Below are 16962 nucleotides of genomic sequence, written 5' to 3'. Positions count from 1 at the left end.
TCACTCATCCAATACTCTTATACTCTTCTGCCATTTGCATACTTTTAGACTGGGTCAGCGCTGAAATCACAATAACAATGACGATATTACACAGTAACCCAAGAATTCCAGCATGAATATCAAACGGAGTACTCGATGCTACTAGCTGGAAATAGTAGTTGATAAATGTTCCAATGATTAACCCAACAATCACTGCAGGTCCAGTGATTCGTTTTGAGTAAAGGGCTCCATATACTCCCGGAGCAAACTGAACGATGGAACCATACGCACCAAGTAAAAGTGCAATGAGCCCCTGCCCTCCAAATACGGTAATAAAATAGGCAAGACCTCCGATTACAAAAACGCCAATCCGCATCAAAACCAGCGTTATTTTATTCGATAAATCGGTTTTCACGTTACGGATAACCCCATCCGTAAACTCGAGAGATGCACTATGTGTAATTGCATCTGCAGATGACATCGCAGCAGCAAGTGCTCCAGCTCCAACAAGACCATAAACCCAGCCTGGTAAACTCAGTACTGCTGTTATTAAATAAGGAAGAATTTCATCAGGTGAGCCGATGACTGAGGAGTCTACCACGTTAGCTGCCGCAAATCCTACAAATAGAAGAGGAATTAAAAACAGCGCAAATACAGGATAAACAAGGACTGTTTTCTTGATTGCCCTCGCATTCGACGCATATGATTTCGAGAAAAGATGTGGCCACATGAGAAAGCCAATCACCGATACGAGAATGGTTGTTGTATATGCTGTCGGTGACATTGTCGATCCCAGATTACCAATCTCAAGAAATCCAGGTTTTGCTTCAACAAGCTCAGTGAACATTCCAGAAACACTGCTATGAAGCTGATTGACAATCGCAAGGCCGACAACCCAGGAGATAATAATCATAAGTAAACCCTGGAATACGTCAGACCACGCTGCTGCTCGCAATCCTCCAGTTGCAACGTAGACAACGACAATCCCGTAGGATACTAGAGCTCCAAGCCAAAAAGGGATTCGCCCTTCCGTCATTATATTGAAGATATAAGCCATACCTTTCATTTGCGTTGCAAGATATTGAATGGAAGCGAGAACGGCAATCAGTCCTATTAAGATTGGCAGAACTCGACTGTTATACCTTTTTTTCAAGAAGCCAGATACGGTATAAATATTATATTTTCGGCCAATTTTACCGATCTTCGGCCCAATAATGTACCACGGTAGAATGGCAAACGCGGTGTATGTAAGAATATAAAGAGCCGGTGCACCTTTGGAATATGCCCAGCCTGGTGCTCCAAGGAACGAGAATGCACTGAACACGGCGCCGCCCATCAAGAACCACATCACAAAAAGTCCTAACTTTCCACCTGCCACCGCGAACTCATCGAGTGAGCTTTTATCCTGATTTCGTCCAGCTAGAACCCCGATAACCAGGGCAATGACAAGATATCCGATCATGATGATCATCGCTATTTGCCAATCAGCCATTAGTTCACCTCCTCTTCGTCTTTATCCGGGTCTAATCGATATAAAATCAATACGATTAAAAAAGTGACAATGATCCACCCGATCACCCAGAACACGGAAAAAGGAAGTCCCATGACGAACGGCGTACTTCGATTACCTATTGAAAATAGCGGAAAAACTAGTAAAAGCATCGGTATGATTAGGGAGATGCAATAGATTCTAGTAAATTTCTTTTTACTCACGTAACGCCCTCCTTCTGACTTGTATATACAATGTCTCCGCTAATGACTGTTAGATCGACAGTGATATCTTTCAATCGTTCTGGATCACAATTTAGAATTGACTCATTCAACACTACAAGGTCAGCTAACTTTCCCTTCTCAATGCTGCCTTTTTCCTGTTCTTCAAAACTGGCATATGCACCTGACAACGTATAAGCTTTAATTGCATCCTGAATGAGAATTTCCTGACCTTCACCAATGACTTCTCCGGTTTTACTTCTACGTGTGATAGCAGCATAAATGCCAAGAAGCGGATTCACATCAGTTATTGGACTATCAGAACCAATCGCAAAAGGAATATCATTTTCAACGAAACTTTTTAATGGGAACATGATCTGGGTTCTTTCACCATAATCAGACACATAGCCATCACCAAACTCGTAGATAAAAGCAGGATTCGGTATCGGCACAATACCTGATTTTTCGATCCTGACTAAAAGGTCCTCAGGCGTCATTGCAGCGTGCTCAATTCGATGACGATGATCCGTTGAAGACTCACTTTCTTGCCCCGTTTGGATTGTTTCAATCATCATTTCAACTGCCCTGTCCCCAATCGCATGTGCTGTTATTTGCCACCCCTGTTGCTGAGCTGGTTGAAGATATTGATTTAGTTCATCCTGATTTACATAAAGTATGCCAGAATCCTCCGGGTCACTTGTATAAGGTTCACGTGTTTTTGCTGTTGGACCACTGCTGCTTCCGTCAATAAATACTTTAGCAGGACCAATCCGGAACCACTCATTACCAAGTCCTGTCATGATTCCGCTCTCGAGTCCCTTACTCACCATCTCGCCTGACTGATGGAGAGAGCCATAAAGGGCATAAATCCTTTGCCTTATCCTCTTTGACTTTACAGCTTTCTGGAGAGCTCCAATATGTGAAGGCCCATATCCGCCTGCATCATGGACACTCGTAATCCCCATTTTTAAAAAGTCTTCTGAAGCAAGTGTGAGGCCATCCTGAATTTGCTCTTCCGAATGCATCGCGTGCAAAAATAGATTCATATGCGCAGACTCCAGAAGCAGTCCCGTCAACTTTCCATTTTTTCGTACATATTTACCGCCTTCTGGGTCAGTGGTTTCATCTGAAAGTCCTGCAAGCTCAAGCGCTTTACTATTAACGCATGAGATATGACCACACGTACGTACAACGATAATTGGATGCTCAGTCGAAACCGCATCAAGATCCCACTTCGTCAGATGGCGACCGAGATAATTTTGATTGTACCCCCAGCCGCGGATCCACTCTCCTTGAGTTGTTCCGCTTGCTCTATCCTTCAACCTGGTTAGAATATCCTCAATGCCAGTAACGTCTTTACAATTAACACCCAGTTTATTCGTTCCATATAGTTCGAGATGGGCATGTGAATCGATAAACCCCGGGAGCAAGCTTCTTCCCTTCAAATCGACCTTCCGTGTCTCTTCATTTGCTAAGGACATTACCTCTTCCGTGGATCCTGTAAATAGGATTCTGTCTCCACTAATCGCCACTGCTTCCTTGATTGAAAAACCAGGATCAACCGTTACCACTTCTCCATTCACAAACACTGTCTCAACCTGCAAAGAATCACTCCTTTTCATTCTCCGAAATCCTCACAGCTGTCTGATAAAGCAAGTTAACTCCCTTCTCAATATCATCCATCTCCGCAAATTCTAGGGGATTATGACTGATGCCTTTCTCACAGCGAACGAAGATCATCCCATAATCACTGATGTATGACATAAAGAGCGCATCATGAAAGGGGCCGCTCATTAAAACAGGAGACTCAAATCCCAGTGCTTCATCTTCTGACTTCATAATGTCTTTAATCCAGTCCGCGCAGTACCTTGGCTCACTTCTCGTATCCTCACTAATTGTATGAGCCAGACTATGCCTGGAGCATGTCTCTTCAATGATCGTATAGAGTTTTTTCTCTAAATTCGTCCGATGCTCAAGATCGATGTCACGCAGATCCACTGTAAATTCAACTTTCTCTGGAATGATGTTTCTTGAGTTCGGGAAAACCTGCACACTTCCGACTGTGCCTACCGTTGTTTCCTTCCCTTCCTCTTTAACAAGCTGATCAAATTTAGTAATGATTTCACTCGCTCCAACCATGGCATCCTTTCGGAGAGGCATTGGAACAGAACCAGCATGCCCTGCAAAACCTTCCAGAGTGACCGTCAACCAGATCGGACCAGAAATACCAGAAACGATCCCGACTGGTTTATTCTGTGATTCAAGCACTGGCCCCTGCTCAATATGGAGCTCAAGGAACGCTTCAATATCACCTTTCTGATAGACAGGACTTTTCGAAAGATCAGGCTCAACACCGAATTCTTTCAGCGCTTCTTTCCGTGTCATACCACTTTTATCCTTACGTTCAAGCTCACCTTCTTCAAGCAACCCAGCAAGCGCCCGAACACCAAATACACCTTTATTAAAACGCGATCCCTCTTCATCTGAGAAACAAATAACTTCGATCGTCCGCTTTGGTGTCATCCCGTTATCCTTCATACTATGTACAACTTCAATCGCGCCAAGCGCCCCTGCAGTTCCATCGAATCGACCTCCGTAAGGCTGGGAATCGATATGGGAGCCGAGCACCAGGATCGGCTTTTCCTTCTCGCTGCCTTCTATTCTTCCAATTAAATTGCCGAAGCCATCAATTCTAGCTTGAAGACCTGCCTCTTCCATCCAGCCCTTTACGACCTCCACCGCTTCTCGATCTTCCTTCGAATGAGCAAGGCGACATACACCTGTTTCGCCAATCTTCCCGATCTTTGCCAATTCCTCAAGGTGTCCCTGTAAACGACTTCGATTAATCCCCATCCACCTTCACCCTTTTCATTGTTTTTATTCACTATAGCAAAGCAAGCCCAACACAGCATTGTACACAACGTAGCGTATTGACTGATTATTATATATATTTCGTCTATTTACCTTGCAACATGTCCCATTGAGGATGAAATTCATTCGACAAAATAACCGAAAAAGCGGGTGGTGACAGGCACTTCCGGCACAGGCACTTCTGCCTGCTGCTCTCCCCCTTGCCACCACCAGGCTAATTGCATATAATAAAATTAGATCACATAAATTAAAAAAGAACGCTGGTGTAACCCAGCGTCCTTACAGCTGCTCCGCATGAAGAGCGGCGGCTCAGAAGGCAAAAAAGTAACTCACCTTAAACCTTGGCCGGGGCAGGGTGGGTTACTTCTTTTTATTACTAGAAACAGTAATAATTGTGACCACGAGAGAAGCAAAGCTAATCATCAAAACAAGCGCCTCATATGTGCTCATCATTATAGGCAGCACCCCCTTTCATCAACGGGGTACCGCCGCCCACCCTGCATTGCAGCTGATACCTATCATCTTAACACAGACTTCTAGCTTGATTGGATAGACCATTTACCTATGTTGGTCTCAAAACCTCCAACAACCATTTCACATCACAAAAAAGGGCTTAATGAGAAGGTTCTTGCCATCTCATTAAGCCCTTTTCTATTACAACGGACGATCATCAAAATCATAGTCTGCTGGATTCGGCGCAACCCGCGCATTCTCTAGAGCAGGTGTATCGGGTCTTGCAACCTGGTAAACAGCTGACCCTACAATCTCCGCTACATTCTGGAGTTTCTCTTTGCTTATTTTATCAAGAGTATCTTCTGGAGAATGGTACCACGGTTCTAGAGGTGCATGGATGAACAGAGCAGCTGGGATTCCCTTTAGAAAGAAAGGAACATGATCACTTCGCCCGAGCTCGCCATAATCGACGGCACCTGAAATTCTTGCTCCTGCTGAAGCACCAAGGTCAGTTACGAGGTTTTTATTTCCATCAGGGGTAAACATAATCAACTCTCCTGCATCACGACTTCCTACCATATCCATTTGAAAATGAGCAACCATGTTCTCGACTTCTTCATCTGTTAAAGTATCAGCATAATGATAGGAACCGACTAATCCCTTCTCCTCCGCACCAAATGTTACAAATCGAAGCTCAGTATCCGTCGGTGTTTTCGCCATAATCCTTGCTAATTCAAGCGTCGCAGCAACTCCTGATGCATCATCGTTTGCCCCAGGTCCATTTGGAACTGAATCATGATGCGCACCAACAGTGATAATTTGACCGTTATCTTTATTCGGATGCGGTTCTTTCTTCGCAATCACGTTATAAGAAGTTTTATCAATCGGTCCGGCATTTTCTACGTTCACACTTGCTTGAACACTTCCATTTGTAAGCTGCTCCACTAGACTGAGTCCTGCTTCCCTTGTAATAGCCACGGTCGGAATGTCCTGCCCCTCATAAGCGTAGCCAAAAGCATTTCCAGATTGTCCTTCACCGTTAAACATGATGACACCAATAGCACCTTTATCATAGACGTTCTGGATCTTCTCATAAAAACTGAAAGAACCACGTTCGATTAATGCAATCTTACCTGCGACTTCATCACCAACTTCATCAGCAGAAGCAAGACCCACATAAACGAGTGAACCCGTTGCACTACCGTTGATCGATCCATTGAACGTATGAACATCACCCGTGAATGCATCCCCATTAAAGGAAACTGCTGCCGAACCACCATCCCACTCTTGAATGGTGAACGGCTGTAATTCCGTCTCATAGCCATAACGCTCAAACTCACTTTTTATGTATTGGACGGCTTTATACTCACCTTCCGTTCCTGCTGCACGAGGTTGTTTCGATAAAAGGGCAATAGTGTTATACATGTTGTCAGCACTTATTTTCTTAATTACTTTGTTATCAAACGCATGGTCAGCTTGTTCATTAGGAGCAGGTTTTGCTGCATCAACTGGGAGCGACATCGGACTAAGAACCAGTCCTGTTGCCAGTGCATAAGTAAGCGGTTTCTTATACAATCAAATTCCTCCTTAATAGATCTATCATCAGTATGATTATTCCACTTTTGGAATGTTTAGTAAATTGAACGCTTCGCCCCTTTGCGTGATGCCACTCCATAAACCGGACTTTTCACCTATTCGAAAATGAGCTAATGAACACCGATTTGGTCGAATCATAATAGTTTGTGTAGAGAAAATGATGCATATTTAGGAACTTTAAAAAGTTAAAATACTCTCCAACATCCCACTTACAAATATCGATAAATACTTACACAAATCGGGTAGTGACGGGTAGTGACAGGCACTAATAAGCAGGTCCTAATAAACCCTTACTGCAACATTCTTTAACTGCGTATAATTTCGGAGCGCTTCTAGCCCCTTTTCCCTACCAAATCCGCTCTTTTTATATCCACCGAATGGCATCTGTATGCCACCGCCCGCTCCGTAATTATTAATAAAGATTTGCCCGGCCTTTACCTTTTCTGCGACCTTATGAGCTCTCGCAATATCCTTAGTCCAGATTCCAGTAACAAGTCCATACTCAGTACTGTTCGCCATTCGAATGGCTTCTTCTTCTGTTTCGAACGAGAAAACAGAAAGCACAGGTCCAAACACTTCTTCCCTCGCTACTTTACTCGCAGGACCCAATCCATCAATGACTGTCGGCTGAAAATAGTAGCCACCTTCATATCCTTCAACAGGCTTACGAGCTCCTCCTAATAGAAACGATCCACCCTCGTCATGTACCGCTTTCATAAACTCTTCTATCCGTTCAAACTGTTTTCCGTTAAGGATTGGACCAATGTCAGGGTCCCTCTCCCCTGGTCCAATGACAGCCTTTTCCATTCGTTTAAGCACCTTCTTCAAGAAAACATCCTTCACTGAGGCTTCCACCAGCAATCTAGAACCAGCTGAACATGTCTGTCCCGCATTTTGCAGGATCGATTTTACGACCCAATCTGCTGCAAGCTCTTGATCACAATCAGCAAAGACGAGATTAGGAGATTTACCACCAAGCTCTAGCGTGACCGGGACGATATTACGAGCAGCTGCCATCATAACTGCAGAACCCGTCTCAACCGACCCTGTAAACGTGATATGGTTAACAGTTGGATGCGCTGATAAAGCAGCTCCAGCCTCTGCCCCATATCCCATAACAAGGTTAAACACACCGGGAGGTAGGGACGTCTGCTCGAACATCTCAGCAAGCTTCACCGCTGTCAGCGGAGTGTTCTCCGCAGGCTTCATGACAACCGTATTCCCAGTTGCAATCGCTGCTGCACAGCTCCGCGACGCCACTTGAATTGGATAATTCCATGGAATAATGTGCGCTGTTACACCAACTGGCTCACGCATCGTATAGTCAAGAATTCCCGGCTCCACTGGAATCGTTTCACCCAAAACTTTATCCGCCGCACCTGCATAATACTCAAAGTAGCGAGCAGCCGCTTCCACATCAGAACGCGCCTGTGAAATGGGCTTCCCCGTATCAAGCGTTTCAAGGTTTGCGAGTTCATCTGCTGAAGCACGAATTATACCAGCCATTTCAAACAATAATGCACCACGTTCATGTGGCTTAAACGCCTGCCATTCTTTCCCCTCGAAAGCTTCTGAAGCGGCATTTACAGCCAGGTCTACATCTTCATCATGACTCCTCGGGGAAAAAGCGATTCGCTCTCCGCTTGAAGGAGAGTACACGTTAATCCGTTCTCCACCTGACGCATCTATCCATTTTCCATTCACATAGTTTCGAAGTATCTTCACTTACTCCCCGCCTTTCCAACCTTCTTAAAGCCCGCGCCCTCCATCAATATTAAAAACAGCACCTGTTGTCATCCTAGATTCATCTGAACAAAGAAAAACGACGGCATTCGCTATATCGATCGGTTCAACAAGTTCTCCTAGCGGCACCGATTCCTTGAACTCATCCCGCTTAGAAGCATCTACAACCGCACCTGTAAATTCCCCCAGCATGCCCGTATCAGATGGACCTGGATTAATCGCATTTACACGAATCCCATCACAAGCGAGCTCAATGGCGAGCGCTTTTGTAAAAGAAACTACCGCTCCTTTTGACGCAATATAAGCACTTAATCCAGGACGAGCACGTTCTGCAGCAATCGAAGCTACATTGATGATCACACCGCTTCCCTGTTTCTTCATAAGAGGTGCTACTTCGCGACATGTATAAAACACAGATGTTGTATTCACCGTCATGATCTTCTCCCAGAATGACGTCGGAATGTCTTCAACAGGTCTCGCAGGCTGCGCCATACCAGCGACGTTCACAAGACAATCGATTCCACCGAACACTTCAATCGCAGCATCCACCACTTCTTTCACCTGATTCTCATCCGTCAGGTCTGCTTCAACAAGATGAAGAGATCCTTCCATAGCCCCATCTTTGTACATGTTGTCGTGAAGATCCGTCGCGAGGACATTAGCACCTTCTTCTAAAAGCCTTCGCACCGTAGCACTTCCCATTCCACCAGCAGCACCCGTTACGACCACAGTTTTCTCTTTCAACCGCATTCTCTCAACCTCCCTTATGCCTGTTCATGAATCGCTCGAATAATCGCATCACCGAGTACAGCTGTTTGCGATTTTCCACCCAGATCTGGGGTCAGAAACTCTGCCTCTACAAGTACTTTTTCAATGGATTGCAAAATGATTTCGCCTAAATCAGGTCGCCCGTTATGCTCAAGTAATAGTGCTGCAGACCAAATTTGAGCAATCGGGTTCGCAATCCCTTTTCCTGAAATATCTGGCGCAGAGCCGTGAATCGGCTCGAACATTGATGGAAACGCACCTTCAGGATTTAGATTCGCTGATGGTGAAAGCCCGAGACCGCCAACAATTCCAGCTCCAAGATCTGTTAGAATATCTCCAAATAAATTGGATGCAATCACCACTTCGAACGATTCAGGGCGGTTGATGAAATAAGCGGCAAGCGCGTCAATATACATGCTTTCAAGAGCAATGCCAGAATGCCTCTGATGGACTTCACTCACAACATCGTCCCAGAGCTTCATCGTGTGGATGATCGCATTCGACTTCGTAGCGCTCGTCACCTTTTTCTTACCGTGATTCTTTGCATATTGAAAACCATATTCCGCGAGGCGGCGTATGCCCTCCTTCGTCATCACTGTTGTTTGAACTGCCATTTCTTGATTTGTCCCGTGATACATCCGTCCCCCCATATTGGAGTATTCACCCTCAGCATTTTCACGAAAAACAACGAAATCGATTGGTGACTTCGTGATAAGAGGCGCTTTCACCCCTTTTAGCTGCTTAACTGGCCGCACATTTACATACTGCTGGAATTCTTTACGAATCGGCATGATCAAATCCCAGATCGTGATGTCATCCGGAACACGTGCATCACCAATTGCGCCGAATAAAATGGCATCAAACGCTTTAAGTTGATCGAGCGCATCCTCAGGCATCATTCTTCCTACTTCCATGTAATAATTACTGCTCCACGGAAGCTCCTCGAATTGAAGGGAAAAGCTTGAATCAAGGTGCGAGAGAGTATTCAATACTTTTACCGCTTCATTCATTACTTCCGGTCCAATTCCGTCTCCTGAAATGATCGCTAGTTTCATCAGGCTTCCCTACTTCCTCAAGAATTCTAGCGCAGCTTCACGATACAACTGCGTTGTTTCCACAAGATCTGCAATATCAACGTACTCATCAGTTTGGTGCGGAACCTCTCGATCTCCTGCACCCGTGGTTATAATAGGAACGCCAGCTAGGTGTAAAAATGTTCCATCCGTCGCTCCCGGTACTCCGTTGTAGACTGGCTTCTTTCCGGTTACATTCTCATACGCAGTTGCGACAGCTTTTACGACTGGTTCATCTCGATCCGTGCTTGTCCAAGGTCGATCCTCAATGACTTCAAAATCTGCTTTGAAATCTGGATCTTTCTCTGCCAATCGATTAAGAATAGCTTGTATTTCCTGTTTCAGAACCTCATGATCCTGACCTGGAACCGTCCGAATATCGAGCGTTGTCATACATTGATCAGGTACTACATTGATCTGTGGCTCCCCTGCAGTTGGAGCCATTAGAATTGTCGGGGTTATACTTGGCCACCCAAGTTCATCATGCTTGCCTACACGCTCCTTCTCGAGCTGTTCAAGCGCATCAAGTTCCACAATAATTTTTGCCATTCGTGTATTAGGGTTCACTCCGCTAAGTGGCATTGCACCATGTGCCTGTTTACCGTAAGCCTGAACCTTTATTCTCATTGCACCTTTTTGTGACACACAGATCTGATTTTCTTCGGGTTCACAAATGATTGCGCCATCCACATCTTTTGCCCAACCCCGTTCTATAAAATGTTTAATCCCGATCATCATGCCTTCTTCATCACATGGCACACACATGATGATTTTGCCACCAAACGTTTCACGATCCTGTATGAGCGAATGAATCGCTGTAATCGCGCAGGCCAGATTTCCCTTTGTATCATTCGTTCCTCTTCCAAACATTCGACCATCAACAATCTCTGCTCCGAATGGATCATATGTCCAGAGTGAACGATCGCCCTCCGTCACGACATCCGTATGCCCTTCAAATAACAATGTTTTCCCAGGGCGCCCCGTGTCGAGAATGCCAATTACATTCGGACGACCTGGTTCAACTTCCTCTATATGCACTTCAAGACCCATTTGCTTCATATAATCAGCGACATATTCTGCCACACGCTGTTCGTTTCCATCCTTCGTGTCAGGTCGATACACACTCGGGATTCGAACAAGCTCTTGAGTTAGCGCAACAACCTCTTTACTATCACGCAGAACACGCTGTTTCTGATCGACTAAAATCATCCGTCTCACTCCTTATGCACTCCAAAGTTTCGTGATTACTTTCTCCTGAACAACAGCATGCTGTCTGCTTGAAAGCAAACTCACACCAACATAAGCAACAAACGACACCAGGACTGGCAGGACGACCGTATGCATGCCAAATGCATTCGGCATAAATGTATTAAATAGAATGTAGCTTCCAACTCCGGTTAGAATTGATGCCATAGCGCCGCTTGCATTTCCTCTTTTCCAATAGAGCCCCATGACAACCGGCCAAATGAACGCTGCTTCCAATCCACCGAAGGAGAACAGATTGAGCCAGATGAGCAAATCTGGAGGATTAATCGCCATTGCGAAGACAAGAATCCCGATAACTGTTGTCACACCGATACTCAAGCGCTTAATTGTTTGATCATTTGCATCTGGTTTCACATAATTTAAATAAACATCTTTTACAACCGCTGAACTGACCAGAAGTAAAAGTGAATCAACCGTCGACATAATCGCGGCCATCGGCGCCGCAAGGACGATTCCCGCTAGCCAGGCCGGCAATACTTCCATTGCAATTCGTGGCATGACGGTGTCACCCACTTCAATACCCGGCAAAACTGCTCGAGCGAATACACCCGTTAAATGCATACCAAGCATAATAAATCCGACGACGACCGTACCGATAATTAGCGCTCTGTGCATACCTTTAGAGCTTTTGTAAGACATCGCTCTAACAGCAACCTGTGGAAGACCTACGACTCCAACACCTACAAGAATCCAGAACGAGGATACATAAAGAGGTGTCAGTGAGCGATCAGAACCAAACGGAGAGATTAAATCTGGATTTTCCGCAGCAAGCTCAGACACAATGTTTCCCATTCCCCCGCCTGCAATGACAGTACCGATCAAGATAATGAGCGTGCCGAAGAACATAACAATTCCCTGAACCGTATCCGTAATGGCCACCGCACGAAAGCCACCAATGATAACGTAAACTAGCACAGAAACTGCAAAAATAAACAACGCACCTGTGTACGAAAGACCTGTGAGCGATTCAATTAGCCTTGCTCCACCAACCCACTGAGCAGCCATCGCTGAAAACAGGAAAATAATAATGCTTATCGCCGATAGAATAACAACCCACTTACTCTGATAACGTTCCTTCAAGAAATCAATCAGCGTAACAGCACGAATTTTCCGCGCCATGATCGCAAATTTCTTCCCCAGAACTGATAGAACGAAATAACCCGTTGCAAGCTGTGTCATCGAGAGCAAAACCCAGCCAAGCCCCATCGTATAAGCAACGCCTGGGCCACCAATAAAACTACTGGCACTTCCATATGTAGCAATCATCGTCATTGCCAGAATAAATCCACCAAGCTGACGGCTTCCAAGGAAGTATTCTTGTAGGAAGTTCGATGTTGATTTCAAGTAAGTAGAGGCATAAAACCCAATTAAGAAAATGACTACAAGGAAAATGAGCAGCGGTAGCACCACTTGCCAGTTCATTGCTCATCCTCCTCATCAAAAGGAACTTCCTTAAACAAAAATACAACTGCTAGAATTACGAGGACCAATATAATGGCTGTGGTAAGAATACAGCTATAGAAAAACCACGCCGGTAGCCCCCAGATATAACTATACTCAGCCACAGGCTTCGAACCGAGCCCATATGCAAATCCGTACCATAGAATAAAATTTAATATTACCAGGCCGACACCAATTAAAGCTTCCTTATTCGCTACCCGATACCGCGGATCATCTTCAAAAACTTTATCATTCTGCTTCATGCTTTTCCCCCTTTTTATTTGACATCCTTCCATTATAAACAGCTGACCCTCTCCCTCCACAACAAAAATGACCTACCCTTCCATTCTTCATCTTTTTCAGATATATTTGAATTAATTGATTAATTAAACAATAACATCCCTTCAATAGAAGATCATTGGACATCCCGGAAAACATACCAACTGGTCATTTAACCTCACGTTAAAATTAATCGATCGGAGGAGTACACTTTGTCAAACGCCGCCTTTACCGTAGACGACATGCTAAGACGCCCCCATTTCAAGCAAGCGCGCGTCATCGCAGGTGCGAGAGGAGTTCAAAATCCTATTACCTGGGCGCATATTCTAGAATTGACTCAAGTGAAGCACCTCCTGAATGGAAGAGAATGTGTGCTTACGACTGGAATTGGGTGGGGAGCAAATCTCCAACACGCCAGCACCTTCATCAATCAACTGATTGAGAAAGATGTGGCTTGTCTATGTATTGAAATTGGCGATTACATTAAGACAGTGCCAAACTACGTTATTGAGACTGCTGAACAGCATAGTCTCCCTATTATCATTTTCGAAAGCGAAGTTCGATTCATTGATATTTCACAGGATATCAACCGCTTAATACTGAATGAAGCGAGACTCGCACCCCAACAAGAAAGCTGGATTAGTAAGTGGATGGCAGGAGTAATAAGTGACAACGAAGCTGTGACTCACCTTGAACATCTCATTAGCGAGCATACTCCATGTGGCACCGTTTGTTTAATTACCGGATTTGACTCAAACATCCCCTATCAACAGGACATCTTTAAATCCTTCTTCTTAAACGAGGGCTTCCAGCCAATTATTTTCCAGGATGAGCAAACACTCCTCTTCATTTTAATTGACCAGAGGACGCGAACCTCCCGAGAAAGCCGTCTTCACAATGTCGTTCAACAACTGGAAGCAAAAGTTAAAAGTTTATACGGTAACATTGGCTTTGGCGGAAGCTTTAACTCCGTCTCAGACATTTCAAAAAGTTTGCGTAGGGCGCAGGAAACCATCAACATTCAACATACCTTTCAGGTGCGAGAACCATTTTATAAAAACCTCCATCCAGAGCGTCTGATCTTAATGGATGACAGAGCAAACAGCCTTGAAGAATTAATCCGTGACTACCTTGGGGAAGTCATTCACTATGATAAAGAAAACAACACTGATTTATTGGAAACTCTCAGGGTCTATCTCGAAAATTATGGATCAAAGAAGGACACCGCCGAAAAACTCTTTATCGTTAGACAAACTCTGTATCATCGCATGCTGAAACTCGAGGAAATTCTAGGTGATAACTTTATCCAATCAGAGAAACGACTCGGCCTCGAAATGGCTCTACTTGGGTATACATACACAAAGCAAAAAGAAGAAATAGAAATGGTTAAAAGCAGGAGTAGATAAGGAAAGCCCCCGTCGGATATGTGTATCCTTTGGGGGCTTTGGATTTGGAAAAATTAATCAAACGTTTGTTTAGTAAGAACTCACGCCTTCCGATACGGCCTTCGCTCCGCATACGAAACACATTTATAACAAACAGGCTTCCGATCCCCCTGATCATCTAAATAATACTGAGGGCGAATGTTTCTTCTTACAAACCATGCATCTATCTATTCCAAACAGCCGTCGAAAGAAATCTTTCATCTGTTCTAGCCTTCCTCGTTCTTATAGCCTATTTATCTTCTATTCTAATCATTCCAAATCCCCAACTGAAACAGAAAAGCCTCACGCTAGCATTCGACATCATTCGGGCGGTGACAGGCACCGCTATGATATAATCGCCCCAAAGAACACACTAAAGGATGAGCATCTATGAACGTTATTCTCGCAACCCCTTTTTTCAACCAGCTGCGCGGTAATACGATTACGGTTCGGCGAATGGCGGGAGGGCTGGAGCGAGCTGGAATCAATACGAAGGTTATTTCGATAACGGAGCAGGTACCTAAGCCCCTCTCACTTCAAAATGCCGATCTGATTCACGGCTTCAATGCATTCCGCTTTTATCAATTTATGAAAACATTGAATGCTCCGATTACAAACTACATCATCACATTAACGGGGACCGACCTAAATCATGATCTAAAGAATAAAGATAGAAAACAGGACGTTGTTACCTGCTTAAAAGAAGCGTTAGCTGTCCATGTGTTTGAGGAAGAAGCCAAACAGCGCGTGTTTGAGGAACTACCAGAACTAAAGAATAGAGTATACGTCATTGCTCAAGGCACTAACGTCGCTGCTAAACACTCTTTATCTGCTAGAAAACAACGTACTCCGTTTACCTTTTTACTTCCGGCAGGCATACGCAAAGTGAAAAATGTGCCTTTTGCGATTAAGGGACTTCAGCCATTACGAGCAACACATCCAGGTATCCAACTAAAAATTGTCGGACCAATTATTGAAAAAGAAGAAGGAGAAACTGTTCGTCAGTTAGTTTCTGAGCAAAGTGATTGGGTGAGTTATGCTGGTGTCATCCCTCACAATGAGATGACCACGCTATATCACCAGGCTGATGTTGTCCTTAACACCTCTCATACCGAGGGGCAATCGTCTGCAATTCTAGAAGCGATGGGTCAGGGTCTTCCTGTACTCGTCTCTCAGAACAAAGGGAATATGAGTGTCGTCAAACACGGTAGTACAGGCCTCATCTATAACGGAAACGATGAATTCACTACTCATGCTGCTTCTTTAATAAATGATTCACATGTAAGAACCAAACTCGGACGTAACGCTAGAGAGTATGTGAAAAACTACCATTCTGCCGAACTGGAAATAAAGGCGATAGTGAAGATGTACGAGGAAAGCTTCCATTCATAAAGTGAAACTTCCATCAGAGGGGGTTTTTCTTCATCCCCCTCTGATGGTTAGTTGAACCAATCGGACCTTTAAGGGCAGTTGACCCCCACCTAAACGTCTCGATTGATTTACATCCCTGAGGTGGGGGTTTTACTGCCCCTTAAGGCTGGGATAAACGACAGGAGGAAAACCTGATGTTAAAAAGCCCATGAGTAGTTGACCACACAAGGGTCGTGTACGACTCTAACGATAAGGATGTAATACTAAACGGGACGAAAAGCACCAGTAAAACAGTCTTTTTAACATTTGATGACGGGCCTTCACGCGTACTCCCTAAGATTCTTGATATTTTAAAAAAGGAAGATGTCCGTGCGATGTTTTTCTGGCAGTCGCGACTGCTTTACGCGGAAAGACCGTGGAAAAGGGTGCTTGATGAAGATCATACGATCGGGACGCATTCATGCAAGCATCCTAATTTAACAAATCTCAGTTATCCAGAACAGTTCCGGGAACTCTCAAACAGCAAGCAAAAAATAGAGCGTATTACCGGGACTCCGGTTACTTATTTCAGACCACCGTTCGGCCAATATAACGCTGACACCATTAAAGCCGCTCAGGATCTAGGATTAACAACCGTCATGTGGCGAATTAGTTCGATGGACTGGGAGCTCGCTCACAATCCGGATCAGATTATGCATAACGTGGTTACAAACCTTGAAGATGACGCGATCATCCTTCTCCATGAATTGAAACAGACGTTAGCAATTTTACCAGCACTGATTCGAGAAATCCGTGCACAGGGGTATGAGTTTGCCCTGTTATAATGACAAGCTAAGTTCCATAATTATCAATACCATTTATGCCTGATCCCTACTACGACATTCACAGAAAAAGGGTGCAGAGAAGCTTCCTCTGCACCCTTTTCCCATATCTCCTAATAACTAAATCGCTAACAAAATCTTTATCAACCTCCATAATCTCTAAAAATA

At 44.5% G+C, this 16962-nt stretch carries 15 protein-coding genes; 3 read left to right on the top strand and 12 right to left on the bottom strand.

What is annotated here, in order from left to right; translation table 11 throughout:
• Positions 1–4: 4 nt before the first annotated feature.
• The 12 genes from ABFG93_RS13855 to ABFG93_RS13800 all read right to left on the bottom strand — a co-directional run bounded on the left by ABFG93_RS13855 (position 5) and on the right by ABFG93_RS13800 (position 13162).
• The gene (locus ABFG93_RS13855; RefSeq protein WP_347548614.1) at positions 5–1471 is read right to left on the bottom strand and encodes a sodium:solute symporter family protein; all 1467 of its coding nucleotides are present in this window, start codon (positions 1469–1471) and stop codon (positions 5–7) included.
• Entirely contained in the window at positions 1471–1692 is a 222-nt protein-coding gene (locus tag ABFG93_RS13850) for a DUF3311 domain-containing protein (protein ID WP_347548613.1), read from the bottom strand. The genes ABFG93_RS13855 and ABFG93_RS13850 overlap by 1 nt, the downstream gene beginning before the upstream one ends.
• Positions 1689–3293, bottom strand: coding sequence for an amidohydrolase (locus tag ABFG93_RS13845; protein WP_347548612.1), 1605 nt, complete (start codon positions 3291–3293; stop codon positions 1689–1691). The genes ABFG93_RS13850 and ABFG93_RS13845 overlap by 4 nt, the downstream gene beginning before the upstream one ends.
• A gap of 4 nt (positions 3294–3297) precedes the next feature.
• The gene (locus ABFG93_RS13840; RefSeq protein WP_347548611.1) at positions 3298–4542 is read right to left on the bottom strand and encodes a Zn-dependent hydrolase; all 1245 of its coding nucleotides are present in this window, start codon (positions 4540–4542) and stop codon (positions 3298–3300) included.
• 378 nt (positions 4543–4920) lie between these two features.
• On the bottom strand, positions 4921–5013 hold the full coding sequence (locus ABFG93_RS13835; RefSeq protein WP_242057220.1) for a putative holin-like toxin: 93 nt from the start codon (positions 5011–5013) through the stop codon (positions 4921–4923).
• A gap of 201 nt (positions 5014–5214) precedes the next feature.
• Positions 5215–6588, bottom strand: coding sequence for a M28 family peptidase (locus ABFG93_RS13830; RefSeq protein WP_347548609.1), 1374 nt, complete (start codon positions 6586–6588; stop codon positions 5215–5217).
• Between the two features lie 300 nt (positions 6589–6888).
• The gene (locus ABFG93_RS13825; RefSeq protein ID WP_347548608.1) at positions 6889–8334 is read right to left on the bottom strand and encodes an aldehyde dehydrogenase family protein; all 1446 of its coding nucleotides are present in this window, start codon (positions 8332–8334) and stop codon (positions 6889–6891) included.
• A gap of 24 nt (positions 8335–8358) precedes the next feature.
• On the bottom strand, positions 8359–9102 hold the full coding sequence (locus ABFG93_RS13820; RefSeq protein ID WP_347548607.1) for an SDR family NAD(P)-dependent oxidoreductase: 744 nt from the start codon (positions 9100–9102) through the stop codon (positions 8359–8361).
• A gap of 14 nt (positions 9103–9116) precedes the next feature.
• Entirely contained in the window at positions 9117–10175 is a 1059-nt protein-coding gene (locus ABFG93_RS13815; RefSeq protein ID WP_347548606.1) for a tartrate dehydrogenase, read from the bottom strand.
• Positions 10176–10184: 9 nt separating this feature from the next.
• Positions 10185–11402 carry a M20 family metallopeptidase gene (locus ABFG93_RS13810; RefSeq protein WP_347548605.1) on the bottom strand — a complete coding sequence of 406 codons (1218 nt, stop codon included), beginning with the start codon at positions 11400–11402 and terminating at the stop codon, positions 10185–10187.
• A 12-nt stretch (positions 11403–11414) separates the two neighbouring features.
• On the bottom strand, positions 11415–12881 hold the full coding sequence (gene panF / locus ABFG93_RS13805) for a sodium/pantothenate symporter (protein WP_347548604.1): 1467 nt from the start codon (positions 12879–12881) through the stop codon (positions 11415–11417).
• Positions 12878–13162, bottom strand: coding sequence for a YhdT family protein (locus tag ABFG93_RS13800; protein WP_347548603.1), 285 nt, complete (start codon positions 13160–13162; stop codon positions 12878–12880). The genes panF and ABFG93_RS13800 overlap by 4 nt, the downstream gene beginning before the upstream one ends.
• 228 nt (positions 13163–13390) lie before the next feature.
• Here ABFG93_RS13800 and ABFG93_RS13795 point away from each other — a divergent pair, with 228 nt between their 5' ends.
• The 3 genes from ABFG93_RS13795 to ABFG93_RS13785 all read left to right on the top strand — a co-directional run bounded on the left by ABFG93_RS13795 (position 13391) and on the right by ABFG93_RS13785 (position 16797).
• Complete coding sequence (locus ABFG93_RS13795; protein ID WP_347548602.1) at positions 13391–14584, top strand: PucR family transcriptional regulator; 1194 nt, start codon at positions 13391–13393, stop codon at positions 14582–14584.
• A 408-nt stretch (positions 14585–14992) separates the two neighbouring features.
• A complete protein-coding gene (locus ABFG93_RS13790; protein WP_347548601.1) occupies positions 14993–15994 on the top strand; it encodes a glycosyltransferase in 1002 nt (333 codons plus the stop codon).
• 212 nt (positions 15995–16206) lie between these two features.
• On the top strand, positions 16207–16797 hold the full coding sequence (locus ABFG93_RS13785; protein WP_347548600.1) for a polysaccharide deacetylase family protein: 591 nt from the start codon (positions 16207–16209) through the stop codon (positions 16795–16797).
• The last annotated feature ends 165 nt before the right edge of the window (positions 16798–16962 follow it).

The sequence above is a fragment of the Pseudalkalibacillus hwajinpoensis genome (genome assembly GCF_039851965.1).
GTDB lineage: Bacteria > Bacillota > Bacilli > Bacillales > Guptibacillaceae > Guptibacillus > Guptibacillus hwajinpoensis_E.
This window is presented reverse-complemented; position numbering and strand designations above follow the sequence as displayed.